Origin of the sequence: Paraburkholderia tropica, assembly GCF_014171495.1 — a bacterium.
In the GTDB taxonomy this organism is placed as follows: Bacteria; Pseudomonadota; Gammaproteobacteria; order Burkholderiales; family Burkholderiaceae; genus Paraburkholderia; species Paraburkholderia tropica.
The window spans coordinates 117,126-143,964 of record NZ_CP049136.1 but is presented as its reverse complement, the minus strand read 5'-3'; the positions used below and the strand labels follow the sequence as shown (position 1 = coordinate 143,964).

24 protein-coding genes are annotated in these 26,839 nt (G+C 65.5%); 15 read left to right on the top strand and 9 right to left on the bottom strand.

Annotation, left to right across the window (positions count from 1 at the left end; translation table 11 throughout):
- The first annotated feature begins 222 nt into the window (after positions 1–222).
- From G5S35_RS24175 to G5S35_RS24130, 10 genes are all read left to right on the top strand, one after another.
- Positions 223–1,716, top strand: coding sequence for an aldehyde dehydrogenase family protein (locus G5S35_RS24175; RefSeq protein WP_065059650.1), 1,494 nt, complete (start codon positions 223–225; stop codon positions 1,714–1,716).
- A gap of 246 nt (positions 1,717–1,962) precedes the next feature.
- Entirely contained in the window at positions 1,963–2,631 is a 669-nt protein-coding gene (locus tag G5S35_RS24170) for a haloacid dehalogenase type II (RefSeq protein WP_065059832.1), read from the top strand.
- A gap of 64 nt (positions 2,632–2,695) precedes the next feature.
- Complete coding sequence (locus G5S35_RS24165) at positions 2,696–3,973, top strand: NAD(P)/FAD-dependent oxidoreductase (RefSeq protein WP_065059649.1); 1,278 nt, start codon at positions 2,696–2,698, stop codon at positions 3,971–3,973.
- A 71-nt stretch (positions 3,974–4,044) separates the two neighbouring features.
- Positions 4,045–4,806, top strand: a complete 762-nt coding sequence (locus G5S35_RS24160; protein ID WP_065059648.1) for an ABC transporter substrate-binding protein — start codon at positions 4,045–4,047, stop codon at positions 4,804–4,806.
- A gap of 136 nt (positions 4,807–4,942) precedes the next feature.
- On the top strand, positions 4,943–5,602 hold the full coding sequence (locus G5S35_RS24155; protein ID WP_065059647.1) for an amino acid ABC transporter permease: 660 nt from the start codon (positions 4,943–4,945) through the stop codon (positions 5,600–5,602).
- A gap of 7 nt (positions 5,603–5,609) precedes the next feature.
- Positions 5,610–6,386 carry an amino acid ABC transporter ATP-binding protein gene (locus tag G5S35_RS24150; RefSeq protein ID WP_065059646.1) on the top strand — a complete coding sequence of 259 codons (777 nt, stop codon included), beginning with the start codon at positions 5,610–5,612 and terminating at the stop codon, positions 6,384–6,386.
- Positions 6,383–6,694 carry a (2Fe-2S)-binding protein gene (locus G5S35_RS24145; RefSeq protein WP_065059645.1) on the top strand — a complete coding sequence of 104 codons (312 nt, stop codon included), beginning with the start codon at positions 6,383–6,385 and terminating at the stop codon, positions 6,692–6,694. The genes G5S35_RS24150 and G5S35_RS24145 overlap by 4 nt, the downstream gene beginning before the upstream one ends.
- Positions 6,673–8,049, top strand: a complete 1,377-nt coding sequence (locus G5S35_RS24140; RefSeq protein ID WP_065059644.1) for an FAD/NAD(P)-dependent oxidoreductase — start codon at positions 6,673–6,675, stop codon at positions 8,047–8,049. The genes G5S35_RS24145 and G5S35_RS24140 overlap by 22 nt, the downstream gene beginning before the upstream one ends.
- Positions 8,046–9,227 carry an NAD(P)/FAD-dependent oxidoreductase gene (locus tag G5S35_RS24135; RefSeq protein WP_183039784.1) on the top strand — a complete coding sequence of 394 codons (1,182 nt, stop codon included), beginning with the start codon at positions 8,046–8,048 and terminating at the stop codon, positions 9,225–9,227. The genes G5S35_RS24140 and G5S35_RS24135 overlap by 4 nt, the downstream gene beginning before the upstream one ends.
- A gap of 22 nt (positions 9,228–9,249) precedes the next feature.
- Positions 9,250–9,654 carry a helix-turn-helix domain-containing protein gene (locus G5S35_RS24130; protein ID WP_080180764.1) on the top strand — a complete coding sequence of 135 codons (405 nt, stop codon included), beginning with the start codon at positions 9,250–9,252 and terminating at the stop codon, positions 9,652–9,654.
- A gap of 200 nt (positions 9,655–9,854) precedes the next feature.
- Here G5S35_RS24130 and G5S35_RS24125 read toward each other — a convergent pair whose 3' ends face one another.
- Positions 9,855–11,234 (bottom strand): aspartate aminotransferase family protein, encoded by a 1,380-nt coding sequence (locus G5S35_RS24125; RefSeq protein ID WP_074985213.1) that lies wholly within the window; start codon positions 11,232–11,234, stop codon positions 9,855–9,857.
- Between the two features lie 303 nt (positions 11,235–11,537).
- On the opposite strand from G5S35_RS24125, the gene G5S35_RS24120 reads away from it, so the two are divergent.
- Together G5S35_RS24120 and G5S35_RS24115 are read left to right on the top strand one after the other, a co-directional pair.
- The gene (locus G5S35_RS24120) at positions 11,538–12,620 is read left to right on the top strand and encodes a tartrate dehydrogenase (RefSeq protein ID WP_065059640.1); all 1,083 of its coding nucleotides are present in this window, start codon (positions 11,538–11,540) and stop codon (positions 12,618–12,620) included.
- Between the two features lie 94 nt (positions 12,621–12,714).
- On the top strand, positions 12,715–13,302 hold the full coding sequence (locus G5S35_RS24115) for a cysteine hydrolase family protein (RefSeq protein ID WP_065059639.1): 588 nt from the start codon (positions 12,715–12,717) through the stop codon (positions 13,300–13,302).
- A gap of 15 nt (positions 13,303–13,317) precedes the next feature.
- Here the strand turns inward: G5S35_RS24115 and G5S35_RS24110 are convergent, their stop codons facing one another.
- From G5S35_RS24110 to G5S35_RS24095, 4 genes are read right to left on the bottom strand one after another with little or no spacing between them, the layout of a single operon-like run.
- Positions 13,318–14,277, bottom strand: a complete 960-nt coding sequence (locus tag G5S35_RS24110) for an ABC transporter permease (RefSeq protein WP_183039783.1) — start codon at positions 14,275–14,277, stop codon at positions 13,318–13,320.
- Entirely contained in the window at positions 14,270–15,322 is a 1,053-nt protein-coding gene (locus tag G5S35_RS24105) for an ABC transporter permease (RefSeq protein ID WP_080180765.1), read from the bottom strand. Before G5S35_RS24105 ends, G5S35_RS24110 begins: the two co-directional genes overlap by 8 nt.
- Complete coding sequence (locus tag G5S35_RS24100; protein WP_183039782.1) at positions 15,319–16,962, bottom strand: sugar ABC transporter ATP-binding protein; 1,644 nt, start codon at positions 16,960–16,962, stop codon at positions 15,319–15,321. Before G5S35_RS24100 ends, G5S35_RS24105 begins: the two co-directional genes overlap by 4 nt.
- Positions 16,959–18,035 carry a sugar ABC transporter substrate-binding protein gene (locus G5S35_RS24095; protein WP_065059637.1) on the bottom strand — a complete coding sequence of 359 codons (1,077 nt, stop codon included), beginning with the start codon at positions 18,033–18,035 and terminating at the stop codon, positions 16,959–16,961. The genes G5S35_RS24100 and G5S35_RS24095 overlap by 4 nt, the downstream gene beginning before the upstream one ends.
- A 316-nt stretch (positions 18,036–18,351) precedes the next feature.
- Here G5S35_RS24095 and G5S35_RS24090 point away from each other — a divergent pair, with 316 nt between their 5' ends.
- The 3 genes from G5S35_RS24090 to G5S35_RS24080 are packed head-to-tail and all read left to right on the top strand — an operon-like array spanning position 18,352 to position 21,682.
- A complete protein-coding gene (locus G5S35_RS24090; protein WP_074985206.1) occupies positions 18,352–18,723 on the top strand; it encodes a response regulator in 372 nt (123 codons plus the stop codon).
- Positions 18,720–20,837 carry a PAS domain-containing sensor histidine kinase gene (locus G5S35_RS24085; RefSeq protein WP_183039781.1) on the top strand — a complete coding sequence of 706 codons (2,118 nt, stop codon included), beginning with the start codon at positions 18,720–18,722 and terminating at the stop codon, positions 20,835–20,837. Before G5S35_RS24090 ends, G5S35_RS24085 begins: the two co-directional genes overlap by 4 nt.
- 53 nt (positions 20,838–20,890) lie before the next feature.
- Positions 20,891–21,682, top strand: a complete 792-nt coding sequence (locus G5S35_RS24080) for a response regulator transcription factor (RefSeq protein ID WP_065059634.1) — start codon at positions 20,891–20,893, stop codon at positions 21,680–21,682.
- A gap of 30 nt (positions 21,683–21,712) precedes the next feature.
- On the opposite strand, the gene G5S35_RS24075 is transcribed toward G5S35_RS24080, so the two are convergent.
- From G5S35_RS24075 to G5S35_RS24060, 4 genes are read right to left on the bottom strand one after another with little or no spacing between them, the layout of a single operon-like run.
- The gene (locus G5S35_RS24075) at positions 21,713–23,911 is read right to left on the bottom strand and encodes an FUSC family protein (RefSeq protein ID WP_183039780.1); all 2,199 of its coding nucleotides are present in this window, start codon (positions 23,909–23,911) and stop codon (positions 21,713–21,715) included.
- A 16-nt stretch (positions 23,912–23,927) separates the two neighbouring features.
- The gene (locus G5S35_RS24070) at positions 23,928–24,527 is read right to left on the bottom strand and encodes a LutC/YkgG family protein (RefSeq protein ID WP_183039779.1); all 600 of its coding nucleotides are present in this window, start codon (positions 24,525–24,527) and stop codon (positions 23,928–23,930) included.
- A complete protein-coding gene (locus tag G5S35_RS24065) occupies positions 24,524–25,906 on the bottom strand; it encodes a lactate utilization protein B (RefSeq protein WP_183039778.1) in 1,383 nt (460 codons plus the stop codon). The genes G5S35_RS24070 and G5S35_RS24065 overlap by 4 nt, the downstream gene beginning before the upstream one ends.
- A complete protein-coding gene (locus G5S35_RS24060) occupies positions 25,903–26,646 on the bottom strand; it encodes a (Fe-S)-binding protein (RefSeq protein WP_110327651.1) in 744 nt (247 codons plus the stop codon). The genes G5S35_RS24065 and G5S35_RS24060 overlap by 4 nt, the downstream gene beginning before the upstream one ends.
- Between the last annotated feature and the right edge of the window lie 193 nt (positions 26,647–26,839).

The following is a 26,839-nucleotide window of genomic DNA, read 5'->3' as shown; positions in this document are numbered from 1 at the left end:
GGCCCGTTTCTCGCGTAAGCAAAGCGCATGAGCATGCTTTTCGCAGAATTATTTTTGATCACTAGCCAAGCCTCTTCTGTTCACTATAATGAATTTCAACGCGTGGTTGTTCATTTTGCCGCCAAGGCATCGAACCACCACTTGCTGAAGCGGCGAAGCCGCGCACGTGACGACTCGCGAGCGCGCCATCGCCGGGCTAACCGGTTTTCGAACAGGCAGAGCATGACTACTCCGTCGCTGGATTTCGATCCGTCCGCAATCACGCTGCCGCAAGGCCATTTCATTGGCGGCGCGTACTACCAGACCGATGAAACGCCGATCGCCGTGCATCGTCCTTCGGACGGCCGTCTGCTGGGTTATGTGCCGGACGCCACGGCGCAGACCGTCGATTACGCGGTATCGAATGCGCTGCAGGCATGGAAGACGAGCGGCTGGGGCACGCGCTCGCCGCGCGAACGCGCCCGGGTGCTGACGCGCTGGGCGCAACTGATCGACGAAAACGTGGTCGCGCTGGCGCAGCTCGAAGCAGTCAGCTCCACGCGGCCGGTCGCGGAAGCGTATGCGTCGGATGTGCCGTTCACGGCCGAAGCGATTCGCTTCTTCGCGGAACTCGCGGACAAGCTCGGCGGCGACATCGCCGCGACGCGTCAAGGCAGTCTCGGCTTCGTCGCCTCGGAGCCCTATGGGGTGATCGGCGCGATCACGCCGTGGAATTTTCCGCTTTCGATGTGTTCGTGGAAATGCGGTCCGGCACTCGCGGCCGGCAATGCGGTCGTGCTCAAAGCCTCGGAAATGACGCCGTTTTCCACGTTGCGTCTTGCTGAACTGGCGATTGAAGCGGGCATGCCGCCCGGCATTTTCAATGTCGTGAACGGTCGCGGCGCGACCACCGGTTCGGCGATCACGCGTCACCCCGATATCTCGAAGGTGAGCTTCACCGGATCGACGCGCACGGGCGCCGCGATCATGAGCGAAGCCGCTTTTCACGGCACCAAGCCGGTCACGCTCGAACTGGGCGGCAAGAGCCCGCAACTGGTGTTCGCGCAGGTGCCGGACCTCGCGCACACGGCGCGCTGCGTGGCGCGCGGCTTTACTGCGAACGGCGGCCAGGCCTGCGTGGCGGGTACGCGCCTGATCGTTCATAAGCACATTGCCGAACCGCTGATCGACGCCGTGCAACGCGAACTCGCGGGCATCGCGCCGGGCGCGATGTGGTCGAGCGCGACGCGTTATTCGCCGATCATCAGCCCCGCACAGGCGCAACGCATTGCCACGCTGATCGACGAGAGCCGTGCGCAAGGCGCGGAAGTGCTGTGCGGCGGCGGCTTTTTCGACGACACCGAAAACGGCTGGTTTCATCGCCCGACGTTGCTCGCCAACGTCACCGACGACACGCCCGCCGTGCGCGAAGAATTGTTCGGCCCCGTGCTCACCGTGCAAACCTTCGAGGACGAAGAGGAGGGCATCGCGCTCGCGGCGCACCCGACCTACGGTCTCGCGGCAGGCGTGCATACGAGCGATATTGGCCAGGCCATGCGGGCGATGCGGCGCATTGCAGCGGGCACGGTCTGGATCAATCGCTATGGCCGCAGCGGCGACATGATCATTCCGACCGGCGGCTTCAAGCAGTCGGGTATCGGCAAGGATCTCGGACGCCAGGCGCTCGAAGCCAGCATGCGCCACAAGAGCGTGCTGATCGATTTCGACACGGCCTGAGTATTACCGCATTCGCTTCAACTCACGCTTTAACTTCGGTTCCAGCTTCGCCGTATAGATGCACGATCCGTGCAGCGTTCATTTCAGTGAACACGGATTGCGCGCAACGCTTCACAGGTAATTTCGACACCGCGGGCCGCGCCAAGTTCGTCAGCATGACTGATTAATTGGCATGCATGCGCAGCGCGCCGTTCTCACTTGATTCGAGCCTGAAAACAGGTTCGCCACGACGACAGGATGCAGACCATGATCGATTTCGAGCCGAAGTACATCACCTTCGACTGCTACGGCACGCTGACCAACTTCCAGATGGCCGAGACCGCGCGCCAGCTTTACGGCGACAAGCTCGATGCCGCCAGGATGAACGAGTTCGTGGAGTTCTTCCGCGGTTATCGTCTGGACGAGGTGATGGGCGCGTGGAAGCCGTTTCGCGACGTCGTGGTGAATTCGATTCGCCGCACCTGCGAGCGCACCGGCGTGCCGTTCGACGAAGCCACGGCGCTGAAGTTCTACGAGGCAGTGCCCACGTGGGGCCCGCATCCGGACGTGCCGGAAGGTCTGTCGCGCCTCGCCACGAAGTACAAGCTCGTGATTCTCTCGAACGCCGACGACTCGCAGATCCACAGCAACGTGGAAAAGCTTGGCGCGCCGTTCCACAAGGTCTGCACCGCCCAGCAGGCGCAGGCGTACAAGCCGCTGCGCAAGGCGTTCGAGTACATGTTCGACCAGCTCGACTGCAATCCGGAAGACGTGCTGCACGTGTCGTCGAGTTTCCGTTACGACCTGATGACGGCTTATGACATGGGTATCAAGCACAAGGCTTTCGTGAATCGCAACCATGAGCCGCTCACGCCGTATTACCAGGTCAACGAAGTGAAGCAACTGCCGCAGCTCGCCGAACTCCTCGGCGTCTAAGCGTCTCGGCCGCCCGTTCATTCGCCCACTTGCACTTACCGTCGGTCATCAGGAACGCAACACGATGAAGCTCGATTCGTACTGGCTCGATACCGCGCCGCGCTTTACGAAGCCCGCCCAGGGGCCGCTCGCCGGCCGCGTGGACGTGGCCGTGGTCGGCGGCGGTTTTACCGGGCTGTCGGCGGCGCTGGCGCTCGCGAAGCGCGGCTACTCGGTCACCGTGCTGGAAGCCGGGCGCATCGCAGGCCAGGCGTCGGGCCGCAACGGCGGGCACTGCAATACGGGCGTCGCGCAGGATTATGCGGCGCTCTCGGCGAAGCTCGGCACGGAGCGCGCCTCGCTGTTCTATCGCGCCTATGCCGAAGCCGTGAAGTCGGTCGCGCAGATCGTCGAGGAAGAACAGATTCCCTGCGATCTGCGCAAGAGCGGCAAGATCAAGCTCGCTGCGAAGCCGCATCACTACGCATCGCTGGCGAAGACTTTCGAAGCGTTGAAGCGCGATGTCGATGAAGATGTCGAGCTGATTTCGCGCGAACGTATTCGCGACGAAATCGCATCGGACGGTTTCTATGGCGGCCTCGTGCAGCACAACGGCATGCAGCTGCATATGGGCAAGTTCGGTGTCGGTCTGGCCGAAGCGGCGGCGCGTCACGGCGCGCAGATCTTCGAAGAAACGCCGATGGTCGGCCTCAAGCCGCTCGGCGGCCACGCCTACGAAGTGCAGTGCGAGCGCGGGACGCTGCGCGCCGATCGCGTGTTGCTCGCCACGGGGGCGTCGCAAAGCGGCCCGTTGCAATGGTTCCGCCGCCGCATCGCGCCCGTGGGCAGTTTCATCGTCGTCACGGAGCCTCTCGGCAAGGCGCGTCTCGATGCGCTGCTGCCCACGCGCCGCTCGTATGTGACGACGCGCCAGATTGGCAATTACTTTCGTCCCACGCACGACGACCGTTTGCTGTTCGGCGGCCGCGCGCGCTTCGCGATGTCGAATCCGCGTTCGGACGAAAAGAGCGGCCGCATTTTGCGTGACGGCATGCTTCAGTATTTTCCGCAACTCGCCGACGTGCGCCTCGATTACTGCTGGGGCGGTCTCGTCGACATGACAGCCGACCGGCTGCCGCGCGCGGGCGAGCACGAAGGTTTGTTCTATTCGATGGGCTACAGCGGCCATGGTGTGCAGATGTCGGTGCACATGGGCCGCGTGATGGCCGACGTGATGTTCGGTGCCGCCACGCGCAACCCGTGGCGAGCGCTCGAATGGCCTGCGATTCCCGGACACTTCGGGCGCGCGTGGTTTCTGCCGCTCGTCGGCGCGTATTACCGGTTGCAGGACGTGCTTCATTGAGCCGATGCCGAGCGCCGACCCTTTCACGGCGCAGCGCAAATAGTCAAGACTCTCCACAAGGAAACCAGACCATGTCGCGTACCACCCTTGCATTCGCCGCCGCTTCCGTCGCGTTCTCGCTGTTGTGCGGCGCTGCCCATGCCGATACCCCGACGCTGACCGCGGGCTCGCCGCCGTCGAGCGCGCCGACCACCTTCCTCGACGTCAAGACGCAGAAGATCGAGGGCATCATGCCCGACGTCGTGCGCGAAATCGGCAAGCGCGAGGGCTTCGACGTGTCGTATCAGGCCGTGCCCTTCTCCGCGCTGATTCCCTCCGTGGTCTCGGGCAAGATCGACATCATCGTCGCGGGCATGACGCCCACGCCCAAGCGCGCCGAAGTGGTGGACTTCTCGCAGCCGGTGACGGCGTTCGGCGAAGGCATTATCGTGAAGTCGACGAACAAGACCAACTACAAGTCGGTGCAGGACATGAAGGGCATGTCGGTCGGCGCGCCCACGGGCACCGACTACGGCGACCAGCTCGTCAAGCTCGGCATCTTCAAGGAAGTGAAGATGTACGACAGCCCGGCCGACATGACGCGCGACGTTGCGATCGGCCGCATCGTGGCGGGCTTCAACGACTACCCGATTCTCAAGGCGCAGGAATCCGCGGGCGCGATGGCCGGTACGCGCGTTGACGACGATTACGTGCCGATGGAGAAGTTCGACATCGCCGTGGGCGTGAAGAAGGGCAACACGGCGCTGCTGGCGAAAGTGAACGACGCACTCACGAAGATGAAGGCCGACGGCACGCTCGACAAGATCCTGAAGAAGTGGCACCTGGCGAGCTGATCCGCCACTGAACGACCGGAATGCGGAGCGGCGAGACGGTTTGCTCCGCGCCGCGTTCCGGCCCGGCCCGCCTTTGCGGCGCGGCGTATGACTCGCGGGCATTCCCCCGTTCGCGAATGAAAGCATAAGGCACACCATGCGTTGGCACGACATAGTCGATTTTGTCCCGATCCTGCTGCAAGGCGCGGTGATGAGCATCATCATCACGGTTGGCTGCCTGCTGCTGAGCACTGCGCTCGGCCTCGTGTGGGCGCTGCTCAAGATGTCGCGTTATCCGGCGGTGGTGACGGCCGTGAGCGCGATGATCAACGTGGTGCGCGGCCTGCCGATGATTGTCCTGCTGTTCTATATTTATTTCGTCTTGCCGGACTTTCATATTGAAGTGTCGGCATTGCAGGCGAGCATTATCGGCTTGAGTTTCGGTTATTCGACCTACGTGGCGGAAATCATCCGCTCGGGTATCGAGGCCGTCGATCCGGGCCAGTATGAAGCGGCGCAATCGCTTGGCATGGGCCGCGTGAAAACGATGGTGCGCGTGATCCTGCCGCAAGCGGTGAAGGTCGCGCTGCCGCCGTACAGCAATACGCTGGTGATGATGCTCAAGGACTCGTCGCTCGCGTCCACCATCACGGTGGCGGAAATGACGCGACAAGGTCAGTTGATCGCGGCATCGACGTTCCAGAACATCACCGTCTATACGCTCGTGGCGATCGGCTATCTGCTGATGAGCCTGCCGCTCATGAGCATGACGCGGCATCTCGAGCGCCGTTTCGGCAAGCACAAGGCGAAGAAGTGAGGTTGCGATGATCGAAATTACCGATGTCCACAAGAGCTTTGGCGCCACGCCCGTGCTCAACGGCATTTCGCTGAAGATCGAACAGGGCGAAGTGGTGTGTCTGATCGGCGCGTCCGGCTCCGGCAAATCGACGCTGCTGCGCTGCATTAACGCGCTCGAATCGTACGACGCGGGCGAAATCAAACTGCTCGATCAGCGTGTCGAACAGCGCTCGCGTCATATCAATCATCTGCGCACGCAAGTGGGCATGGTGTTTCAGCGATTCAATCTGTTTCCGCATCGCACCGCGCTCGAAAACGTGATGGAAGGGCCCGTGCATGTGAAGAAGGAACCGCTGCATTCGGCCAAGCGCGACGCCGAGGAATTGCTCAACAAGGTCGGGCTCGGCCACAAGCTTCATTACTATCCGCATCAGCTTTCGGGCGGTCAGCAGCAGCGCGTGGCGATTGCGCGTTCGCTCGCGATGAAGCCGAAAGCGATTCTGTTCGATGAACCTACTTCCGCGCTCGATCCCGAACTCGTCGGCGAAGTGCTCAGCGTCATGCGCACGCTCGCGAAGGAAGGCATGACGATGCTGGTGGTCACGCACGAAATGGGTTTCGCGCGCGAAGTCGCGGACCGCGTGTGCTTCCTGCACGGCGGCCACATCATCGAACAGGGCAGCGCTCAGCAGGTGTTGTGCGCGCCGCGCGAAGCCCGCACGCGCGAATTCCTGCGTCACGTGCTCGGCAATCGCGGCGAGGCGCAAAGCGCGCCCGAAGGCGCGACGGGAGCGGCGGCATGAACGGACGATTCGTGCGGCTCGGCGAAACCGCACGCGCCAACGTGTCGATCGTGATCGACGGACACAGCGTTGAGGCGCTCGAAGGCGATACGTTGCTCACGGCCATGCTGTGCAGCGTGCGATATGTGCGCCAGTCGGAATTCGGCGAGGAAAAGCGCGCGGGCTATTGCCTGATGGGCGCGTGCCAGGACTGCTGGGTCTGGACCGATACGGGCGAACGCCTGCGTGCCTGCACGACCGTGGTCGAAGCGGGCATGCGCCTCGTGACCACTCAACCGGAGGCGCAATGGGCGAACCTCGCATTGTGATCGTTGGCGCGGGGCCGGCGGGCGTGCGTTGCGCGCAAACACTGCTGGCCGCGGGGCTGCGCCCGACGCTGATCGACGAAGGCCGCCGCGACGGCGGCCAGATCTATCGGCGTCAGCCCGATGGTTTTACGCGCCCCTATGCGAAGCTCTACGGCACCGAAGCGCTGCGTGCGCAGGATCTGCACGAGACGTTCACGCGTTTGCGCGCGCAGATCGATTATCGGCCGCAAACGCTCGCGTGGAATATCTGGGACAAAAAACTGCATATCGTGCGCGACGGTCACGCGAGCGCGCTCGATTACGATGCGCTGATTCTGTGTCCCGGCGCAACCGATCGTTTGATTCCCGTGAAGGGCTGGCAATTCGCGGGTACCTATAGCCTCGGCGCGGCGCAGATCGCGCTGAAATCGCAGGCCTGTTCGATCGGACGGCGCGTGGTGTTCATGGGCACCGGGCCGCTGCTGTATCTGGTCGCAAGTCAATATGTGCAGGCGGGTGCGAAAGTCGCCGCCGTGCTCGACACGTCGGCGGCGGGCGCGCGTCTGCGTGCGTTGCCGAAGCTGCTAGCGCGTTTCGATGTCTTGCGCAAAGGCAGTGCGCTCGTGGGTGCGCTCAAGCGCGCGGGCGTGCAAATGTACAACGGCATCGAGCCGGTCGAAATCGTCGGCACGCCGGACGAGGGTGTGAGCGCCGTGCGCTTTCGCACCGCGAGCGGCAAGATCGAACAGATCGATTGCGACGCCATCGGCATGGGCTATCACTTGCGTCCCGAAACGCAACTCGCCGATCTTGCGCGCTGCGCGTTCCGCTTCGATACGCTGACGCGCCAATGGCTCCCGCAAATCGACGAACTCGGGCGCAGCAGCGTGCCGGGCGTGTATCTCGCGGGCGACGGCGTGCGTGTGCTCGGCGCGGATGGTGCGGAGAACGCGGGGCGTCTCGCCGCGCATGCCGCGCTGATCGATCTGGGCCGCGGCGCGCAAGCGGCCGTGCTCGACGCGCTCAAACGCGAGCAGCGCCGCATGGACCGCTTTCGCGAAGGGCTGGCGCAGGCGTTCGAGTGGCCCGCGCAACAGGCCGCGAAGCTGCCCGACGAAACCATGGTGTGCCGCTGCGAAGGCATCACGGCGGGTGAATTGCGCCGCGTGATCCACGACGAGGGCGCGCAGGAAGCGAATCGCGCGAAGGCGCTGAGCCGTGTCGGCATGGGCCGTTGCCAGGGGCGCTATTGCGGCCACGCGGCGGCGGAAATTATCGCGGACGCCGCGCGCGTGCCGCTCGAGCAAGTCGGACGTTTGCGCGGGCAGGCGCCCGTGAAGCCGCTGGCCATCGCGACTGTGGAGGAGACGGAGTGAAGCGCGCGCAAGCCGATGTATTGATCGTGGGTGGCGGCTTCATGGGTGCCGCCACCGCGTTTTTTCTGCGTCGCCGTGGCAAGTCGGTGATTCTGCTCGAACGCCAGCTGATCGGCCAGCAGGCGAGCGGCACCAATTTCGGCAACGTGCGCCGTCAAGGGCGTTTGCTGGCGCAATTGCCGCTGGCGAACCGCTCGCGGGAAATCTGGCTGCGCATGCCGGAATTGATCGGTCACGATGCCGAGTTTCTGATGTCGGGCCATTTGCGCGTGTGCTATCGCTCCGAGCAGGCCGACATGTTCGAGACCTACGCACGCGATGCGAAGCATTACAACCTCGATCTGGAAATGCTGCACGGCGATGCCTTGCGCAAGCGCTTTCCGTTTATCGGTCCTGAAGTGCTGGCCGGTTCGTATGCGCCCATCGACGGGCATGCGAATCCGCGTCTCGCCGCGCCCGCGTTCGGACGCGCCGCCGCGAAACTCGGTGCGCAAATCTTTGAAAACACCGATATTGTCTCGGTCGAAAAAGAAGGCAATGAGTTTCGCGCCACCAGCGCCGACGGCCGCACGTTTCATGCGCCCGTTCTGCTGATTACGGCGGGCGCATGGGGCAGCACCTTGAGCGAGCAATTCGGCGAGCCGGTGCCGATTGCCGTGCACGGTCCGCAAATGGCCGTGACCGAACCGGTGCCGTATAGCATCGCGCCGGCAGTCGGCGTGTCGTCGCCGCAGATCGCGGAGGTCGTGTATTTCCGCCAGGTCGCGCGCGGCAATATCGTGATTGGCGGCTGCGCACGTGGGCCCGCGTTTCTCGACGCGCGCCGTGCGAAAGTGCTGCCGCACAGCACCTTGCTGCAATTTCGCCAGGCGCAGCGCGTCGCGCCCGCGCTCAGACGGCTCAATATCATTCGCGTCTGGAGTGGTGTTGAGGGCTATATGCCCGACGATCGGCCGATCATGGGTGCAAGCGGGACGACGAGCGGCTTGTTCTACGCATTCGGATTCTGCGGGCACGGTTTTCAACTCGGACCGGGCGTGGGCGATACGATGGCCGAACTGATCGACACGGGCGCCACCTCGACGCCGATCGAGCCGTTCGACATTCGTCGCTTTGCTGCTTTTCGGCCGCCCGCGGGTAGTTCGCAGTCCGCGCAACAATCGGTTCCGGCAACCTGATTCAAAGATTCGCAGGCATGCCATGTTGATTGCTCCGACTTTGCAGACCGCGCCGACTTCACGGCGCAGCGGCGAAACCCGCACCACGGAAACGACGCGCGCCATACAACGCGCGCTCGATTTCATCGAGTCGTGTTTTGCCGAGCCGATCAGCCTGACTGAACTCGCGGAAATCGCGGGACTGAGCGTGTCGCGTTTCGCGGCGCGTTTTAGCGGCGAAATGGGTGTGTCGCCGCAACAATATGTGCGCATCGTGCGCGTGCGTCACGCGCAACGTTTGCTGCGTCGTGGCGTATCCCCCTCGCTCGTGGCGGCGGAAGTGGGCTTCTTCGATCAAAGCCATTTGTGCCGTCATTTCAAGCGTGTGTTGGGCTGCACGCCGGTCGAATGGCTCAATGCAGGCGCGCCGTTCGGGCCCAACGGCTGAAAACGCCTCATATCACCACGCTTCCGAATTCAACTTCGCTTCTGGCGGCGCGCCGTTCTTTACGCACGGCGCGCCTGGCGCGTCTTGATCCGTGCTCGCAATAAAAAAGCCGCGAGACTCAAGGCGAATCTCGCAGCCGGAACTTAGGCGATGCTTGCGCGCGTATCTTTTCAGAAAGCGCGTGCAATTCAGCAATCCCTTTACGACAATGCGGCGCGTACCTCGCGGTCTTCGAGCACGTCATCGAGCGTGCGTTTCAGGCGCGTGAACAATTGCTCGAATTCCGCTTCGCCATAACAGAGTGCGGGCGCGAAACCGAGAATGTTGTCGCCGAAAGCGCGGAACACGAGGCGATTGCGATAAGCCGAAGCCGCGATGCGATCCGAGAGCTTCAATGAGGCATCGAAACGCGCGCGCGTAGTTTTGTTCGCGACGAGCTCGAGTGCGCCAAGCAGGCCGCGATGACGCGAATCGCCTACGAGCGGATGATCGAGCAGGCCGTCGAGACCGGCGGCGAAACGGGGTGCCAATGCCTGCGCATTCGCGAGCAGACCGCCTTCGTGATAGAGGCGCAAGACTTCGAGACCGATCGCGGCGCTCACCGGATGCGCGGAGTAGGTCTGGCCGTGGCCCACGATCGCCGTATCGTTCTTGTCCCCCGCGATGCCTTGATACACGGCGTCGGACATGAGCACCGCGCCCATCGGCGCATAACCCGAGGTCAGGCCTTTCGCGACCGTCATCAGATCGGGCTCGACATCTTCGGCTTCGCAGGCAAATAGCGGGCCGGTGCGGCCGAAACCCGTGATGACTTCGTCAGCGACGAACAAAATGTCGAGACGGCGGCACGCGTCGCGCATCGCCTTGAGCCAGCCGCGCGGCGGCACGATCACGCCGCCCGAACCTTGAATCGGCTCGCAGAAAAACGCGGCCACATGCTCCGCGCCGAGCTGCGCGACTTTCGCTTCGAGCGACGCGACGGAGGCCGCGATCAGCGCGGCGTCGTCGGCACCGTCTTCGCGGCGATACGCATACGGCGAGGGCAGATGGTGCTGGTTCGGCAGCGGCAGATCGAAATGGCGATGAAAGGCCGGCAGCGCCGTGAGGCCCGCGCCCACCGACGACGAGCCGTGATAACCGCGTTCGAGCGCGATCATCTGCTTCTTGCCCGGGCGGCCCGTGGCGTTGAAATAATGCGTGATAAAACGAATTGCCGAATCGACCGCATCGGAGCCGCCGAGCGTGAAATACACGTGTTGCAGCGAAGCCGGCGTCAGTTCGACGAGTTTCTGCGCCAGTTCGATGGCCGGTTCCGACGAGAAATGGAAATACGTGGTCGCGTAAGGCAGGCGCGTCATCTGGCGCGTGGCGGCTTCGACGATGCTCTGCTGACCGTAACCGACGTTCACGCACCAGAGGCCCGAAAACGCGTCGAGCAATTCATTGCCGTCGATATCGCGCAGATACGCGCCGTGACCGGATTCGAGCACGGTCGTCCCTCGCGCTTCATGCGCGCGATAGTTGATGACAGGGTGAATCAGATGCTTGCGATCGGCTTCGATCAGCGGCGAATTGGACATGACGTGACGGTCCCGTTGATTGACGGTGAGTGACAAAGTGGATCGCACGATGGTAGCGCCGCGCGTGCATTGGCGTGCAGGGAAAAAATCACGCAAACAGCAGCGGCATACTCTTTTTGCGGGCTTTTCAGCATTTTCTGCTGGGGCGTTCGAACGCCGCGCCGCGTGTGCCGGAGCGCTTCGCGGTTCGCCAAATCGCGTCTACAATGCGGCGATATTCGATGCGGTTTGGCGGCGCGGCAGGATGGATCATCGCCATTCCTGCCCCATGGTCTCTTCACACACGAACAGGTAACCGAAACAATGAGCAAGACTTACAGGATCGCGGCCATTGCCGGCGACGGCATTGGTCAGGAAGTGATGCCCGAGGGCGTGCGCGTGGTGGAAGCCGCCGCGAAGCAATTCGGCCTCTCGATCGAATTCACGCATTTCGACTGGGCGAGCTGCGATTACTACCTGCAGCACGGCAAGATGATGCCCGACGACTGGTTCGCCACGCTCAAGGGTTTCGATGCGATTTACTTCGGCGCGGTGGGTTGGCCCGAGAAGGTGCCCGACCATATTTCGCTGTGGGGTTCGCTGCTCAAATTCCGCCGCGAATTCGACCAGTATGTGAATCTGCGTCCCGTGCGTCTGCTGCCGGGCGTGCCGTGTCCGCTCGCCAACCGCAAGCCCGGCGATATCGACTTTTTCGTCGTGCGCGAAAACACCGAAGGCGAATACAGCTCGGTGGGCGGCAAGATGTTCGAAGGCACCGAGCGCGAATTCGTACTGCAGGAATCGGTGTTCACGCGCCAGGGCGTGGATCGCATTCTCAAATACGCATTCGAACTCGCGAATCAGCGCGGCCGCAAGAAACTCACGGCGGCCACGAAGTCGAATGGCATTTCGATCAGCATGCCGTATTGGGACGAACGCGTCGCCGAGATGGCGCAGCAATATCCGCAAGTGCAATGGGACAAGCAGCACATCGACATTCTGTGCGCGCGCTTCGTTTTGCAGCCCGATCGTTTCGACGTGGTGGTGGCCTCCAATCTGTTCGGCGATATTCTTTCCGACCTCGGTCCTGCGTGCACGGGCACGATCGGCCTCGCGGCATCGGCGAATCTGAATCCGGAGCGCAAATTTCCGTCGCTGTTCGAACCGGTTCACGGTTCCGCGCCCGATATTTTCGGCAAGCAGATTGCGAATCCGGTCGCGATGATCTGGTCGGGCGCGATGATGCTCGAATTCCTCGGCAACGGCGACGCGCAATTCAAGGCGGCGCACGACGCGATTATGCAGGCGATCGAAAAGGTGCTCGTGGAAGGTCCGCGCACGCCCGATATGGGCGGCACGTCGAAGACGGCGGACGTGGGCGCGGCGGTGGTTGCTGCGTTGCAATAAGCCCGCATGATGCGCGTGTGCGCGCGAGCATGACACTTGCCGGGATCGGACCGCCGCGTTACCGTGTGGCGTTCCGCTTCCCCGTGGAGACGTCATGACCGCTCACGCGCATTCAGTGTTTACCGCTTTCGAGCCCGCACGCGCCGCGTTGCTCGTCATGCACTATCAAACCGATATTCTCGGGCTGTTTCCAGCGGTTGGGCCGGGTTTGCTCGCGAATACGCGCACGTTATGCGATGCCGCGCGAGCGAAAGGCGTGCGCGTGGTGTTCGCCAATCTGCGGTTCAGCGCCGGTTATCCGGAAGTCAGTCCGTTGAACAAGAACGGGCAGGGCATTAAAAGTCTGGGATTGTTTATCGACGACCGGACCGCGCCGGAACTGGCTCAACAGCCCGACGAAGCGCTGATCGCCGCGCATCGCGCCAGCATATTCACCGGCACCGGTTTGCAGGCGCAACTCACGGCGCAAGGCGTGGATACGCTGATCATGGTGGGCATTGCGTCGACGGGCGTCGTGCTCTCGTCGCTGTCTCACGCGAGCGACGCGGATTTCCGCCTTTATACCGTCAAGGACTGTTGCTACGACCCGGATGAGGTCGTGCACGAGCATCTGTTCGCCACCGCGTTTGAAACCCGCAGCACGGTGCTGTCACTCGACGAGGCGCTGCGCCTGCTCGCGTAAGCGAAGCGCACCACCTCACGCGAATTCCGCGCGTCGCGAGGCGAAACTCAGCGCCAGCACCGCGAAAATCAGCACGCCCGTGGCCACCTGCTGCCAATAGAAGTTCCAGCCGATCAGCAGCAATCCGTTCGCAACGAGACTCAGCAGCAACACGCCCAGCAGCGTACCAGGCACATTGGGGCGTCGCGTGCGCGACAGCGTCGTGCCGATAAAGGTCGCGCCGATCGCGTTGAGCAGATAACCGTTGCCCGCTTGCGGCACATAGGCTTTCACCATCGACGCCAGCAGCAGGCCGACCACGCCATAGATCAGCGCGCCCGCCACGAAGGTGGCGACCACCACGGCCGCGACCGGCAAGCCCGAATAGCGCGCGACGCCCGGCTGCGAGCCGAGCGCGGCGCTGTAGCGACCGAACACCGAATGCGCTAGCGCCACATGCACGGCCAGCGCGAGCGCCGCCACGATCCACAAGGGCAGCGGCACGCCCGCGAAGGTGCCATGCGCGAGCGCGCTGAACAGCGGCGGGAGGCTCATGCCGAGCAGATAAACGGGTTGGCCGCCATCGGTGGCGAGTTGCTGCAAGGTCTGGCCGATAAACAGCGTGCCGAGCGTCGCCAGAAACGGCGCGATGCCGAGTCCCGCCACCAGCACGCCGTTGAACGCGCCCACCAGTAAGGCCGCGCCGAGTCCCGCGAACGCGGCCAGCGGCACGCCCACGTGATGCGCGGTGAGCAGCACGAACACAAGGCTGCCCACATCGACAGCGGTGCCGAGCGAGAGATCGACCGCGCCGATCGAGAGCGCGAGCGTCATGCCGAGCGACGCAATCGCCAGCAACGCGAAGTTGTTGAGCAGCACGTCGGCGAGATTGGCCGTACGCGCGAAGCCCGGCGAGCACACCGCGAAGAACACGCTGACGGCGACCAGCGCGCCCGGCAGCGAAAAGCGCTGAACGCGCGCGAACCAGTCAGTCATGAGCATGGGTTCCGAGATGACGACGACGCAGCAGCGCCGTGGTCGCGACCACGAACAGGATCAGCGCGCCTTCCACGCCGTTGACCCAATAGCTGGAAACGTTGTCGAGTTGAAAGCCGTTGCTGACCACGCCGATGAACAGCACGGCCAGCAGCGTGCCGGGCATGGTCGGGACCATGCGGCGCGAAAACACCACGCCGAGCAGTGCCGACGCCACCACCGCCAGCAGATTTTCGCCCGCGCCCGGCGAGCTGCCGCTCAGCAACGCCGACGAGGCGAGCGCGGCGAGTCCCGCCGCGAATCCGCCGAGCAGATAGCTCGCGGCCACGTAGCCGCGCACGTTCAGGCCCGCCGCGCGCGCGGCTTGCGCGTGCTCGCCGCTCGCGCGCAGACGCAGCCCGAACGGCGTGTAGTGGACCAGCAGCGTGAACAGCGCGGCGACCGCGATCAGCGCCGTCGCCATATGCGGGATGCCGAACGCGCCTTCGTCGATCAACCAGCCGAGCAGCGGCGAGGACGCGGGCACCGACGTATTCTGTGTGAGCACGAGTTCGAGGCCCGCGCAGAGGTTCATCGTCGTGAGCGTGGCCAGCAGCGGCAGGATGCGCAAGCCGAGCACGGCGCAGGCGTTGAGCGCGCCGACTGCCACGCCCGCCGCGAGCGTGAGGCCCACGGCTTCGGCGCTGGTCGCGCCGGCGCGCAGCGTCACCGCGTAAACGGCGGCGCACAGGCCCATGTTCGCGGCGATGGAGAGGTCGAGGCCGCCCTTGATCGGATCCGCGCCGCCGCCGATCAGCACGGCCGTCAGCCCCAGCCCGAGCACGCCGACCACCGCCGATTGCTGCACGATATTGGCGAGATTCGCCACCGTGAGAAAGAGCGGCGACGTCAGCGCGAATACCGCGAATACCACCGCGAACGCGAGCACCGCGCCGCCGCGCAGCCAGAATTGCGCGCCGGCCGGCTGGCGCGTCGCGTCGATATCGCGCGTTGCGTCGGGCTTGTCGCCCAGCGCGTCGAGGCGCTCGATCACCTTGCCGTTCATGCGGCGTTCTCCTGAGTTGGCGCGGCCCCGGCGCGGCGGCGCGCGAGCGTGGCCCACGCGAGCAGATCCTGTGTGCTGGCCGTCTGCGAGTCCACGTCCTGCACGATCGCGCCGCGTGCCAGCACGAGCACGCGATCGGTCACGTCGAGCAGTTCGTGCAGATCGCTCGAAAAAATCAGCACCGACGCGCCTTGCGCCACGAGTTCGTCGATGAGCCGATAGATGTCCGCTTTCGCGCCCACGTCGACGCCCACGGTCGGTTCATCGAGGATGTAGATGCCGCCTCCGGCCTGCGCGCGGCCCAGCCATTTGCCGAGCGCGACCTTCTGCTGGTTGCCGCCCGAGAGATGGCGCACGGGCGCGTGCGGGCCGGGCGTGCGCACGCCGAGCGTGTCGATCAGCGCGCGCGCGGCCGCGGTCTCGCGGCGCGTATCGACGAGGCCGAAGCGGCTGAAGCGCGCGAGGCTCGCCAGCGACAGGTTTTCGCGCACGGGCAGCGCGGTCGCGACGCCCTGGCGGCGGCGGTCCTCGGGCACGAAAGCGATGCCGCGCCGCACGGCGTCGGCGGGGCGGCGCAGGCGCACGCGCTTGCCGTTCAGGCGCAGTTCGCCGAGCACGCCGCGCTCCAGCCCGAACAGGCTGCGCACCAGCGGCTTGCCGCCCGATCCCACCAGCCCGGTCACGCCCAGCACTTCGCCGCGCCGCAGCGCGAACGACAGCGGACCGAAGCGCCCCGGCGCGTGCAGATCGCGGGCTTCGAGCACCGCATCGTGCGTGTTCTGCGTGTCGTGGGCGTTGGTCCGCGCGTTCGAGACGCGGCGCGCGCGCGCCTCGGGCGGCGTGCCGATCATCGCTTCGACCAGCGTTTCAACGGGCGTCGTGCGCGCGTCGACCTGCGCCACGTCGATGCCGTCGCGCAGGACGGTCACGCGGTCGCACAGCGAGGCGATTTCGTTCAGATAGTGCGAGACGTACAGAATCGTCAGGCCGCGCGCGCGCAGCCGGTCGATGATCTGCAGCAGGCGCTCGACTTCGCGGCTCACGAGCGCCGCAGTCGGTTCGTCGAAAACGAGAATGCGCGGCGCACGCATGAGCGCGCGCGTGATCTGCACGATCTGCTGTTCGGCCACGCTCAGTTCGCCGATCAGCCGGTCGGGCGGCAGCGCGATGTCGAAATGTTCGGCGAGCGCCTCGCTCGCGCGCCGGCGCATGCGGCGCAGATCGAGCGGCAGCAGCGAGCGCAAGGCGCGCAGGCGCCGCAAGCCGGGCACGCGTGGTTCGTCGCCGAGCGCCAGCGCTTCGGCCACGGTGAAGGTCGGCGACAGCAGCCGCTCCTGATGAATGAACGCGATCTCGCCAGGCGCGCCGCCGTCGCGCTTCACGCCATCGACGCGAGTCTCGCCCGCATCCGCGCGCTCCAGCCCCGCGAGTATCTTGATGAGCGTGGACTTGCCCGCGCCGTTCTGGCCGATCAGACCGTGCACGGTGCCGCGCGCCGCGCTCAACGACGCGCCGCGCAGCGCCTGCACGCCGCCGTACTGCTTGACGAGCCCGCGCAGTTCGAGCGCGGGTGCTGCCGGCGTTTCGTGCGCTTGCGGCGTGGGCGGCTCGCCGCGCGCGTCGTCGCGTGGCGTGCTCATTTCGCGGCGAGCTGGCCGGTTTGCGCGGCCTGACCGAGCGCCTTCTGCACCTCGCCGGCGTTCTCCTTGGTCGCGAGAATCGACGGCACGTAGGTGTACGGCGGCAGATCGCGCTGACCGGCCAGATAGCGCGCGACGTTGTCCACGGCGGTCTTGCCGATCAGCGCGGGTTGCTGCGCGACCACGGCGGCGGCGCTCGATTTCGGGTCCTTCACGAGCGTGACGACGTCCGGGCTGCCATCGACCGCATAGGTGCGGATCTCGTTGCGATGCGCCGCGTCGACCGCCTGCGTCGCGCCGACCTGCGGCACGTCCCACGCCGACCAGATCGCCGCAATCTGCCCCTTCGGATACTTGGCGAGCAACTGGCTGACCTGCGCATAGGCGCTTTGCACGGTGTTCGGAATCACGTCGCGCAGTTCGGGCTGAATGATGTGCACCTTCGGGTAATACTTGAGCACGGCCTTCAACTGGTCGTAACGGATCGCGCACACGGGCACGCCGTAAAAGCCGTTGAACACGAGGATATTGCCCTCGCCGTGAATATCGTTGACGAGCTTGAGCGCCAGTTGTTCGCCGATGAAGAAGTTGTCCGAGGTGGTGTCGTTGATGCTCGACGGCGAGGCCGTGTCGATCGTGAACAGCGGGATGCCCGCCTGGCGGATTTTCTGCAACCACGGCTCCAGCACCGAAGCGGTGCCGAGCTGCTCGACGATGGCGTCGGGCTTTTGCGCGATCAGCGTTTGAATCTGCGCGATCTGGCGATTGTCGTTGCGGCCCGCGTCGAGCGCGATGGGCGTGCCGCCGAGGCGCTTCACTTCGTCGATCGCGCCCTGATAGGCCTTCAGATCCCAGTAGTGGTCGGTGCCGGCCGCCGTGATGCCGATGCGCTTGCCTTTGAGCGAGGGTACATCGGCGCTGGCTTGCGGATTGGACTGCGGGCTGGCGAGCGCGTCGCCTTGAGCGTGCGCGGCGGGGCTTGAAGCGGCCAGCGCCGTGAACGCGCCGAGCGCGAGGGCGATCGCCGTGGCGGCGCGTTTGAGGGCGAAGGGGCGGGTTGTCTCGCGGTTCATGTCGTCGTCGATTCGTTGTTCTGGCGGTCGCCCGGGCGGGCGCAGGAGCGTTGCGCTACGAATCTAAGCGGCGAGGGCCGCGATGCGAAGTATCGAATCGAGCTAAGGATAGTTGCGCGGGCGTGAAATGCTTTTGAAGCGTCGGGAACGCCGTTCGGGCGGCGTCGTGCGCCGGTTGCCGTCCCGAGATTGCATTTGTAATCCGCCGCTTGCCCGCCCGAAACCCGCGCGTAACCGCGCTCCCGTAAACTGACGTCGCTGGCCCGTTTCGGGGCCGCAGCCCCGCGGCCGGGCAGGTGGCCGGATCAAGGCGCTCATGTCCGATTCGATTCTGGTGCTGGAAGACGATCCCGGCACGCGCGAGCTGATCGCGTCGACCTTGCGCGATGCGGGCTTCGTCGCGCATGCCGCGGCGGGCGAGGGTTCGGGCGAGGCGTCGCTCGGCGGCGTCGCGGTCATCGTCGTCGATCTGGGCGAGCCCAAGTGCGACGGCGCGGCGCGTCTGCTGCGGCTGCGCGAGCGGTTTCCGCGTGCGCGCGTCGTCGCGATCTCGGGACGTTTTCGCTTCAACGTGGCGACGGCGGCCTCGGTCGCGCGTCAGCTCGGCGCGGACCGCGTGATCGCCAAGCCGCTCGACTGCGCCGCGCTGGTCGCGGGCGTGCGGCAATTGATGGCGTCGGCGCCGTGATCAAGCCAACACGCTCGTTTCATCGCAGCACGCTCGCGGGCGGTCTGCTCGTGGTGTTCGTGCTCTGCGCGGCGGCCTGCGTGAACGTCTGGCAAAGCCGCAGCGCGACGCTCGCCGAAGGACAACGCACGCTGCAACTGGTGGCGCGCGTGCTGGCCGGGCAGATCGGGCAGACGCTCGGGCATGCGCCTGCCTCGCCGCCTGAGTTTGCGGCGGGCGAATGCGCCGCGCTGCTGGCCGGTCTCGGCGACGTCGCGCGCGACGAACGCCTCACGCTCGCGATCGAAGGCAGCGGCCAGGCGCGCGCGTTCAACTGCACGACGTCGGCTCAAGACCATGCCGATGCCGACGCCGCCAACGACATTGCCAACACCATCGCCGTGCGCGCGCAAGTGCCCGGCTATCCGCTCGTCGTCGCGGTGGGCCGCTCGCGCGACGCCATGCTGGGCGGCTGGCGCAGCGCGACCCACGCCACGCTCGCCCGCACGGTCGCGATCTCGGCGTTCGTGCTGGTGCTGCTTTATCTGCTGATGCGCGAGGCGCGCCGCCAGGATCGCGCGAACGCGGACCTGCGCGCGGGCGAGCAACGCTGGCGCGCCGTGTTCGACAACGCGCCGGTCGGCATCGTCATGTTGCTGCCGAACCAGCCGTACATGGTCGCGAATCCCGCGTTCTGCCGCATGGTCGGCTATCCGCTCGACGCGCTGCACGCGCTCGCGCCCGACGACATCACGCATCCCGACGACGTCGCGCTCACGCGCGCGAAGGTCGCCGAACTCGAACGCGGCGCGCGCGCGCACGTGACGTTCGAAAAGCGCTACGTGCATCGAGACGGCTCGGTGATCTGGACGGAGATGAGCATTTCGCGGCTGTCCGGCTCGGGCGAACTCGATGGCATGCTGGTCGCCGTCATCGACGACGTGAGCGCGCGCCGCGCCGCCGAAGCGGAGCGTCTGCGTCTCGAAGCGCAATTGCGTCAGGCCCAGAAGCTCGAAGCGCTCGGCACGTTCGCGGGCGGCATCGCGCACGACTTCAACAATATTCTCAGCGCGATTCTCGGCTATGGCGAGCGCGTGTTCGCGGCACTGCCCGCCGACTCGCCCGCGCGCCGCGATGCGCAGCAGGTGCTCAACGCGGGCACGCGCGCGAGTCAACTCGTCGAGCGCATTCTCGCGTTCAGCCGCAGCGGCATGGCGGCGCGTCTGCCGGTGCAGGTGGCGTCGGTGGTCGAGGAAACCGTCGATCTGTTCAAGGCGCAGGTGCCGCCCGGCGTGAGCGTGACACTGCGCATCGACGCGCCCGACGCCGTCGTGCTCGGCGATCCCACGCATCTGCATCAGGTCGTGATGAATCTGTGCAGCAACGCGCTGCACGCGCTCGACGGCGACGGCGCGATCACGGTGTCGGTCGATGAAGTGGCAGCGGGCGATGCGAACGCTACGCACGCGCCGCGTCACGTGCGCATCGGCGTGGCCGATAACGGCGCGGGCATTGCGCCCGAGGTGCGCGAACGCATCTTCGATCCGTTCTTCACGACGCGGCGGCGCGGCGCGGGCACGGGCCTCGGCCTGTCGCTCGTCGACGGCATCGTGAAAGAATACGGCGGGACCATCGAGGTGCGCAGCGCGCCCGGCGAAGGCGCGTGTTTTCTGATCGATCTGCCGATTCAGCGCATTGCGTCACGTGAGTCACGTGAGATCGATGCATCAACCACGCTGCAAGACAGCATGCACGCGCCGCAAGGCCAGGGCGAAACCATCCTGCTCGTCGACGACGAACGCGCGCTCGTCGAACTGGGCGAGGAATGGCTGGCCGAACTCGGTTACGAGCCGGTGGGTTTCGCGTCGCCACAAGACGCGCTCGATGCGTTTCTCGCCGATCCGCAGCGCTTCGACCTCGTGCTGACCGATCAGACCATGCCGGAGATGAGCGGCATCGAATTGATCGAGCGTCTGCACGCGCAGCGCCCCGATCTGCCCGCCGTGCTCGTAAGCGGCTACGGCACGGCGCTGCTCGACGAAGCGGCGCGCGCGGCGGGCGTGCGGGCGGTGCTGAAAAAGCCCGTCGATCGCGCCGCGCTCGGGCGCGCGATCCGCGCGGCGCTGCCGCTATAATTTTCCGTCGCGATGAATCGACTATCGCCATCCGCGCTGCTGCCCTTGCCGTCATGAACGAGCCCAACGCCCCCCACATTCTGGTCGTCGACGACGACCCCGCCATCCGCGAACTGATCGCCGCCTATCTCGGCGAGAACGGCATGCGCGTGAGCGAAGCGGCCAGCGGCAAGGCCATGTCGGCCGCGCTCGCGGAGCAGGCGATCGACCTCGTGATTCTCGACCTGCGCCTGCCGGGCGAGGACGGGATCGAGATCGCGCGGCGGATTCGCGTGCAATCGGCGCTGCCGATCATCGTGGTCTCGGGTTTGCGCGAGGAAGCCGATCGCGTGATGGCGCTCGAACTGGGCGCCGACGATTATCTGACCAAGCCGTTCAGCTCGCGCGAATTGCTCGCGCGCGTGCGGGCGTTGCTCAGGCGTGCGAATGCCGCGTCGGCGGTGCTGGCGTCGGCATCCGCGTCGATGTCGGCGGCGGGCGCGGGGCGTCAGACCGATGCGCGCGCGTATCGATTCGCGGGTTGGGAGTTGAACCTCGGCACGCGCAAGCTCACGTCGCCGCGCGGCGAGGCCGTGCCGCTGACCAACGGCGAATTCAGCCTGCTGCAGGCGTTTCTCGCCGCGCCGGGCTGCGTGCTCGCGCGCGAACAACTGCTCGAAGCGAGCCGTTTGTACGCCGATGTCTACGACCGCTCGATCGACGTGCAGATCCTGCGTTTGCGTCGAAAGATCGAGGCCGTGCCCGCGCGGCCCGAGTTCATCAAGACCGAGCGCGGCGCGGGTTATGTGTTCGCGGCGCCCGTCGAGAAACTCACTCACGCGACGGGCTGGAGCGGCGAACTTTAACGCCGATACGCGCGGCGACGAGCGCTTCGATCAGGCATCGAGTACGTCGGGCACCACCATCGAGACGGCCAGCGCGCCGTCGATCACCTCATGTTCGATATGGCGCGCGAAGAACGAGCGCGCGTGCGTGGCGTAATCGGCGGATGCAATGGACTCAATGGATTCGGTGGAATCCGCAGCTTGCAGTTGCGCGCGCAGACCGGCGCGCTGCTCACGCGTGGCGCGCAGCAGCGCGCCCACCGATTGCGCGAGCGCGGCCAGGCGCGCGCGGTCCGCGTGGTCGAGCGCGGCGTCCGCGCCTTCGAGCGGCGAGACCACGCCCACGAGCTTGCGCAGACGCAGCATCAGCACGCTCGCATGCGCGGCGCGATGATTCGAGCTCAGCGATTCGAGCCGCGTGGCCGAAATCACCGATTCGAGCGCATCGACGGCGAGGCAAGCCTGACGACGCAGCGCGGCGATCTCGCGTGCGTTGCGTTCGGCCTGCTGTTCGGCGTGCTGTTCCTGCTGCGTGTTATCGGCCGATTCCGAGGCGCGTCCGCGTAACACCGCCTGCACGTACTCGCTCACGCACTTGAGCGCGTGCGCGGCGGCGGGACCGAGTTTGTGCTGCTCCCATTCGGGCCACGCCAGAAAGCTCGCCGCCACGCCGACCGCGACGCCCGCGAGGCTGTTGAGCACGCGCGAGACCGCGAGATCCCACGGCTCGCCCACGGGCGTGCCCAAATGCGCGACCAGCACGAAATGCGAGGTGAGGAACAGGATGTACGAGACATAGCTGACCGCGCGCGCGGCGAGCGTCCCGGTGGCGAGCGGCAGGATCGCGAGCGCGAGCAGGATCGGGCTGTGGATCGCCAGCGCGAGCGCCGAAGCGAGCACCGCGCCGAGCATCGTCCCGCCGATGCGCAGACTCGAGACGCGCACCGTCTGCGAAAACGTCGGCTGCACGATGAACATGGTCGTCAGCGCGAGCCAGTAACCTTGCTCCGCGCTGCGCCAGCGCGCGAGCGTCACGGCGATCATGGCCGCGACGGCGAGGCGCGCAGCGTAGCGCGCGAACACGCCATGCGTGCGGACTTGCGCGACCACGGCGTGCAGCGCGTTGCGCCACGGCTGGCTCGCGCGCGACGCGGCGGCGTCCGCGGCACGGGCGGCGGCGCGCGTGTCGCTGTCGGGATCGGCGTCGGCGGCCAGCGTCGCGAGGCGCGCGCAGAGCGTCATGAACGTCTCGCGCCACGCGCGTGCATCGCTCGACGGCGCTTCGGCATCGGCCGATTCGCGCGCGAGTTCCGCATGTTCGGCGAACGGGCGCAGACGCTCGGCGGTCAGCGCGGCGTCGGGCTTCGCGGCGCGGCGCAGGTCGGCCGCGCAGGCGTCGATGGCTTCGGCCAGCCGTTCCAGCACGGCGCGGATCAGGTCGAGCGTGGCCGCTTCGGCCTCCGCCTGCGGCGCGCGTCGGCGGCTGTGCAACAGGCTTTCGATGCCCGCGAGCAGCGCCATCGCCTGTTCCGCATCGGCCAGCCAGCGGCGGCAGGCGGGCGCGACCGCGCCGGGCGCGGCCGTGATCGCGGCGCTCATCGTGTCGAGCGAGGCGCGCAACTGGGCGCGGCTCGCGGCGGCGCCGTGACGGCTGTCGGGCGCCTGCGCGAGCTTGCCGACGTAGGAGCCGAGCCCATAGAGCCAGGCGAAGGTTGCCGCGCGCACGCGGGTATCGGCGCTGTATTGCCAGAGCGCGAGATTGCAGGCGGTGGCCCAGACGCCGCCGGCGATGAAGTACAGCGCATACTCGCGCGCGTCCTGCAATCCGTGGACCGGAAAGGCCGCGCAGACGGCGAAGGCCGTGGCCACCAGCAGGCCGCGCAGGCCCGGCAACGCGCCGCGGCAACGCACCAGCGCGCCGAGCCAGGCGCTCGCGCCCGCGAGCACGATGGCGAGGCCGGGCACCGCGCCCGCCGCGATCGCGCAGCCCGCCGCGAGACCGCCGAGCACGGCGAACAGCAAGCCCTGGACGATGCGCTCGCGCGGCCGCGTGCCGGAGTCGTCGCAGAGACAGGTCCAGAACGCCGCGATCGCCGACCAGCAGAGCAGCGGCGCGTGCCACGCCGCCGCGAGCACGGCGGGCGCGGCGCAGATCAGGCCGCCGCGCACCGATTCGGAGAACGGCAGCCGGTGGCGGCCATGCGAGAGGGAACGCAGGAGCGCGGCGCGCCCGGCCATCGAAAAGATCATGCGCGTCCTCGTCGAACTAGCTGGCCACGCGCGGCTGGCGCACCGGCACGACGGTCAGCGAACGGATGCCTTGCGCGCCGCGAACCAGCACGCCCTCGATATCGGCGGTCGCGGACGGCCCGCTCATCAGCACCGCATAGCGCGCCTCGAAAAAATCGCGCCGCCGGTAAGCATGATGCAGATTGCCGACGATCTGATCGGGATCGAGCAGCGCCACCAGATGCTGCGGCAGATAGCCGAGCGCATTGACGCGATACTCGTGCTCGCTGAGCCAGATCGAGCCGGTTTCCGCCACCGCGAACGCGGGGCGCACGATGCCGACGTCGACGTCCGCGAGGTCGTGCGGCAGCGCGATGGCGTCGAGCTCGCGCGTGCCGCGCACTTCGGGCGTGGCCGAGCAGATCACGCGCGCCTCGGGAAAGCGCGTGCGGATGAAGGCGTCGAGATCGCCGTCGGCAGGCGGTTCGCACCAGACGCCACCGAGCCGCGCGAGCGAGGTCTTGAAGGTGTCGAGCGCCGCTTCGGGCGGTGTGTCGTAGGTCGGCACCGTCGGCAGCGGACGCGCGGCGCGCCCGACTTCGCGCAGACGGGAAAGAATGGCGTCGCGGCTACTCATGACTTGTTCCTCTTGTTGTGTTTCAGATACCAGTCGCGGAAGGTCTGCTTCGGCGCGTCGGGTAGCTCGCGCTGCTTGCCCCATGCGTTGAGCGGATTGTAGAGCACCGCGCGCGGCAATGTCGCAACGGCTTTGCCCGCGCCCTTGATGGCCGCGCGATAGAGCGTCGGATGCGAGAGCACCTGACCGGCGACTTTCATCGCCTCGCGTTTGACGAACGGGAGTTCGTGCTGCTCGGCAATGATCTGCCGCCATTTGTAAATCTGCTCGTGAATATTGATTTTCACGGGACAGACATTGGTGCAACTGCCATTGAGCGTGGACGCGAACGGCAGCGCGCTGTACTTCTTCAGATCGAAGGTGGGATTGATAATGGCGCCGATCGGCCCGGAATACACGCCGCCATAACTGAGTCCGCTGCTGCGCCGGTACACCGGACAGGTATTCATGCACGCGCCGCAGCGAATGCATTTGAGCGAATACCAGAAGTCGTCCATCGCGAGACGTTCGGAGCGGCCATTATCGACGAGCACGAAATGCATTTCGCCGCCGTCACGCGGGCCGCGAAAATGCGAGGTGTATTGCGTGATCGGCGAACCGAGCGCGTTGCGCGAGAGCATGCGCACAAATACGCCCAGATGTTCGAGTTTGGGAATCAGTTTCTCGATGCCGATCGACGCAATATGCAGCGGCGGCACGTTGGCGCTCAGATCGGCATTGCCTTCGTTGGTGCAGACGGTGATGCCGCCGGTTTCCGCCACCGCGAAATTGCAGCCGGTCATGCCCGCGTCGGCGCGCAGAATGCGCGGGCGCGTGGCCTGGCGTTGCGCTTCGGCGAGCTTCGGAATATCGCTTTCGTTCGGGTCGGTGCCGAATTTGTTCGCGAAGGTTTTGGCTACGTCGGTGGCGAGTTTATGCACGGCGGGCACGACGATATGCGAGGGCATCTGGTCGTCGAGTTGCTGGATCTGTTCGCCAAGATCGGTTTCCACCACCGCAATGCCGCGCGCCTCCAGATACGGGCGCATTTCGCATTCCTCGGTCAGCATCGACTTGCTCTTGACCAGCAGGCGCGCGCCGCGCGAGCGCAGAATCTGATGAACGATGCGGTTATGTTCCTCCGCATCCTTGGCCCAATGCACGGTCACGCCGTTAGCCGTGGCGTTGCGCTCGAATTCTTCCAGATAATCGGGCAAATGCGTGAGCGTATGCTCCTTGATCGCCGAAGCGAGCGAACGCAGCGCCTCCCATTCGGGAATGCCGTGCACTTCCACATCGCGCGCGGAACGCAAATCCCACAGACGCTTGTCGTGAAACGTAATGTGTTTTTCGTCGGCGATAAACGTTTTCGAATACGCTGCATGATCGACGCGCTTCATGCCGTGGCTCCGTTGAGAATCTGGGCGATGTGAATGAACTTGAGGCCGAGACCGAGACGATCCGAGCAGCCTTTCTGGTGCATCAGGCACGACGAATCGGCCGAGACGATATATTCGGCGCCGTTGCGCTGATGGTCGCGGACCTTGTCGCCACCCATGCGCGCGGAGACGGGTTCTTCGGAAACGCAGAAAGTGCCGCCGAAACCGCAGCATTCATCGGGACGATCGGGTTTGATGAACTCGATGCCTGCGACGTTGTTCAGCAGCGCGAGCGGTTTCGAAAAGAAGGGTTCGTCGATTTCCGACATGCTCGCGGTCCGCAGCGCGCGCAGCGTGCCACAACTATTGTGCAGCCCGACCTTGTGAGGAAACGACGCCCACGGAAATTCGCGCACCTGCAAGACGTCGTGAATGAATTCGACGAGTTCGTAGGTGTTGCGGCGCACGGTGTGGGTGTCGCGCGTCTGATCGGCGGCCGTGAGATGGTCGCGCACGTGATGCACGCAACTGCCGCTCGGCGAGACGATGTAATCGTAGCCGGCGAAATTGCGCACGAAGAGATTTTCGGTGGCGGCGGCCTGCTTTTCGCAGCCGCTATTGCCCATGGGCTGACCGCAACAGGTCTGATCCAGCGGATAGTCCACGGAGCAGCCCAGACGCTCCAGCAATTGCAGGGTGGCGACGCCCACTTCGGGGAAGAAGGCGTCGATAAAACACGGTATAAACAGCGCGACTTTCATGGCATCGGCTCCTCGAACTGAACCTGCGGAGAGCGAGCCGTCGGGCCGCCCGGATGCAGGGGAACGAGCAGTGTGCCGGTGCGCGGTTGCGAGGGAATTTCGCGCCGGTGCGCGTGGATTACATTCGTAACGCGGCGTGTAACCGAGTGCTCCGTGAACTCAATTCACGTCCGGATCGTTGAGTGTTTTGAAA

Bases quoted from the DNA above. Each gene is read 5' to 3' on its own strand.
- G5S35_RS24110 (WP_183039783.1), bottom strand. From the start codon at position 14,277: ATGACTGACTGGTTCGCGCGCGTTCAGCGCTTTTCGCTGCCGGGCGCG.
- G5S35_RS24095 (WP_065059637.1), bottom strand. From the start codon at position 18,035: ATGAACCGCGAGACAACCCGCCCCTTCGCCCTCAAACGCGCCGCCACG.
- G5S35_RS24090 (WP_074985206.1), top strand. From the start codon at position 18,352: ATGTCCGATTCGATTCTGGTGCTGGAAGACGATCCCGGCACGCGCGAG.
- G5S35_RS24165 (WP_065059649.1), top strand. From the start codon at position 2,696: ATGAAGCTCGATTCGTACTGGCTCGATACCGCGCCGCGCTTTACGAAG.
- G5S35_RS24175 (WP_065059650.1), top strand. From the start codon at position 223: ATGACTACTCCGTCGCTGGATTTCGATCCGTCCGCAATCACGCTGCCG.
- G5S35_RS24145 (WP_065059645.1), top strand. From the start codon at position 6,383: ATGAACGGACGATTCGTGCGGCTCGGCGAAACCGCACGCGCCAACGTG.
- G5S35_RS24065 (WP_183039778.1), bottom strand. From the start codon at position 25,906: ATGAAGCGCGTCGATCATGCAGCGTATTCGAAAACGTTTATCGCCGAC.
- G5S35_RS24150 (WP_065059646.1), top strand. From the start codon at position 5,610: ATGATCGAAATTACCGATGTCCACAAGAGCTTTGGCGCCACGCCCGTG.
- G5S35_RS24170 (WP_065059832.1), top strand. From the start codon at position 1,963: ATGATCGATTTCGAGCCGAAGTACATCACCTTCGACTGCTACGGCACG.
- G5S35_RS24160 (WP_065059648.1), top strand. From the start codon at position 4,045: ATGTCGCGTACCACCCTTGCATTCGCCGCCGCTTCCGTCGCGTTCTCG.
- G5S35_RS24105 (WP_080180765.1), bottom strand. From the start codon at position 15,322: ATGAACGGCAAGGTGATCGAGCGCCTCGACGCGCTGGGCGACAAGCCC.
- G5S35_RS24130 (WP_080180764.1), top strand. From the start codon at position 9,250: ATGTTGATTGCTCCGACTTTGCAGACCGCGCCGACTTCACGGCGCAGC.
- G5S35_RS24120 (WP_065059640.1), top strand. From the start codon at position 11,538: ATGAGCAAGACTTACAGGATCGCGGCCATTGCCGGCGACGGCATTGGT.
- G5S35_RS24115 (WP_065059639.1), top strand. From the start codon at position 12,715: ATGACCGCTCACGCGCATTCAGTGTTTACCGCTTTCGAGCCCGCACGC.
- G5S35_RS24140 (WP_065059644.1), top strand. From the start codon at position 6,673: ATGGGCGAACCTCGCATTGTGATCGTTGGCGCGGGGCCGGCGGGCGTG.
- G5S35_RS24125 (WP_074985213.1), bottom strand. From the start codon at position 11,234: ATGTCCAATTCGCCGCTGATCGAAGCCGATCGCAAGCATCTGATTCAC.
- G5S35_RS24100 (WP_183039782.1), bottom strand. From the start codon at position 16,962: ATGAGCACGCCACGCGACGACGCGCGCGGCGAGCCGCCCACGCCGCAA.
- G5S35_RS24155 (WP_065059647.1), top strand. From the start codon at position 4,943: ATGCGTTGGCACGACATAGTCGATTTTGTCCCGATCCTGCTGCAAGGC.
- G5S35_RS24060 (WP_110327651.1), bottom strand. From the start codon at position 26,646: ATGAAAGTCGCGCTGTTTATACCGTGTTTTATCGACGCCTTCTTCCCC.
- G5S35_RS24080 (WP_065059634.1), top strand. From the start codon at position 20,891: ATGAACGAGCCCAACGCCCCCCACATTCTGGTCGTCGACGACGACCCC.
- G5S35_RS24075 (WP_183039780.1), bottom strand. From the start codon at position 23,911: ATGATCTTTTCGATGGCCGGGCGCGCCGCGCTCCTGCGTTCCCTCTCG.
- G5S35_RS24070 (WP_183039779.1), bottom strand. From the start codon at position 24,527: ATGAGTAGCCGCGACGCCATTCTTTCCCGTCTGCGCGAAGTCGGGCGC.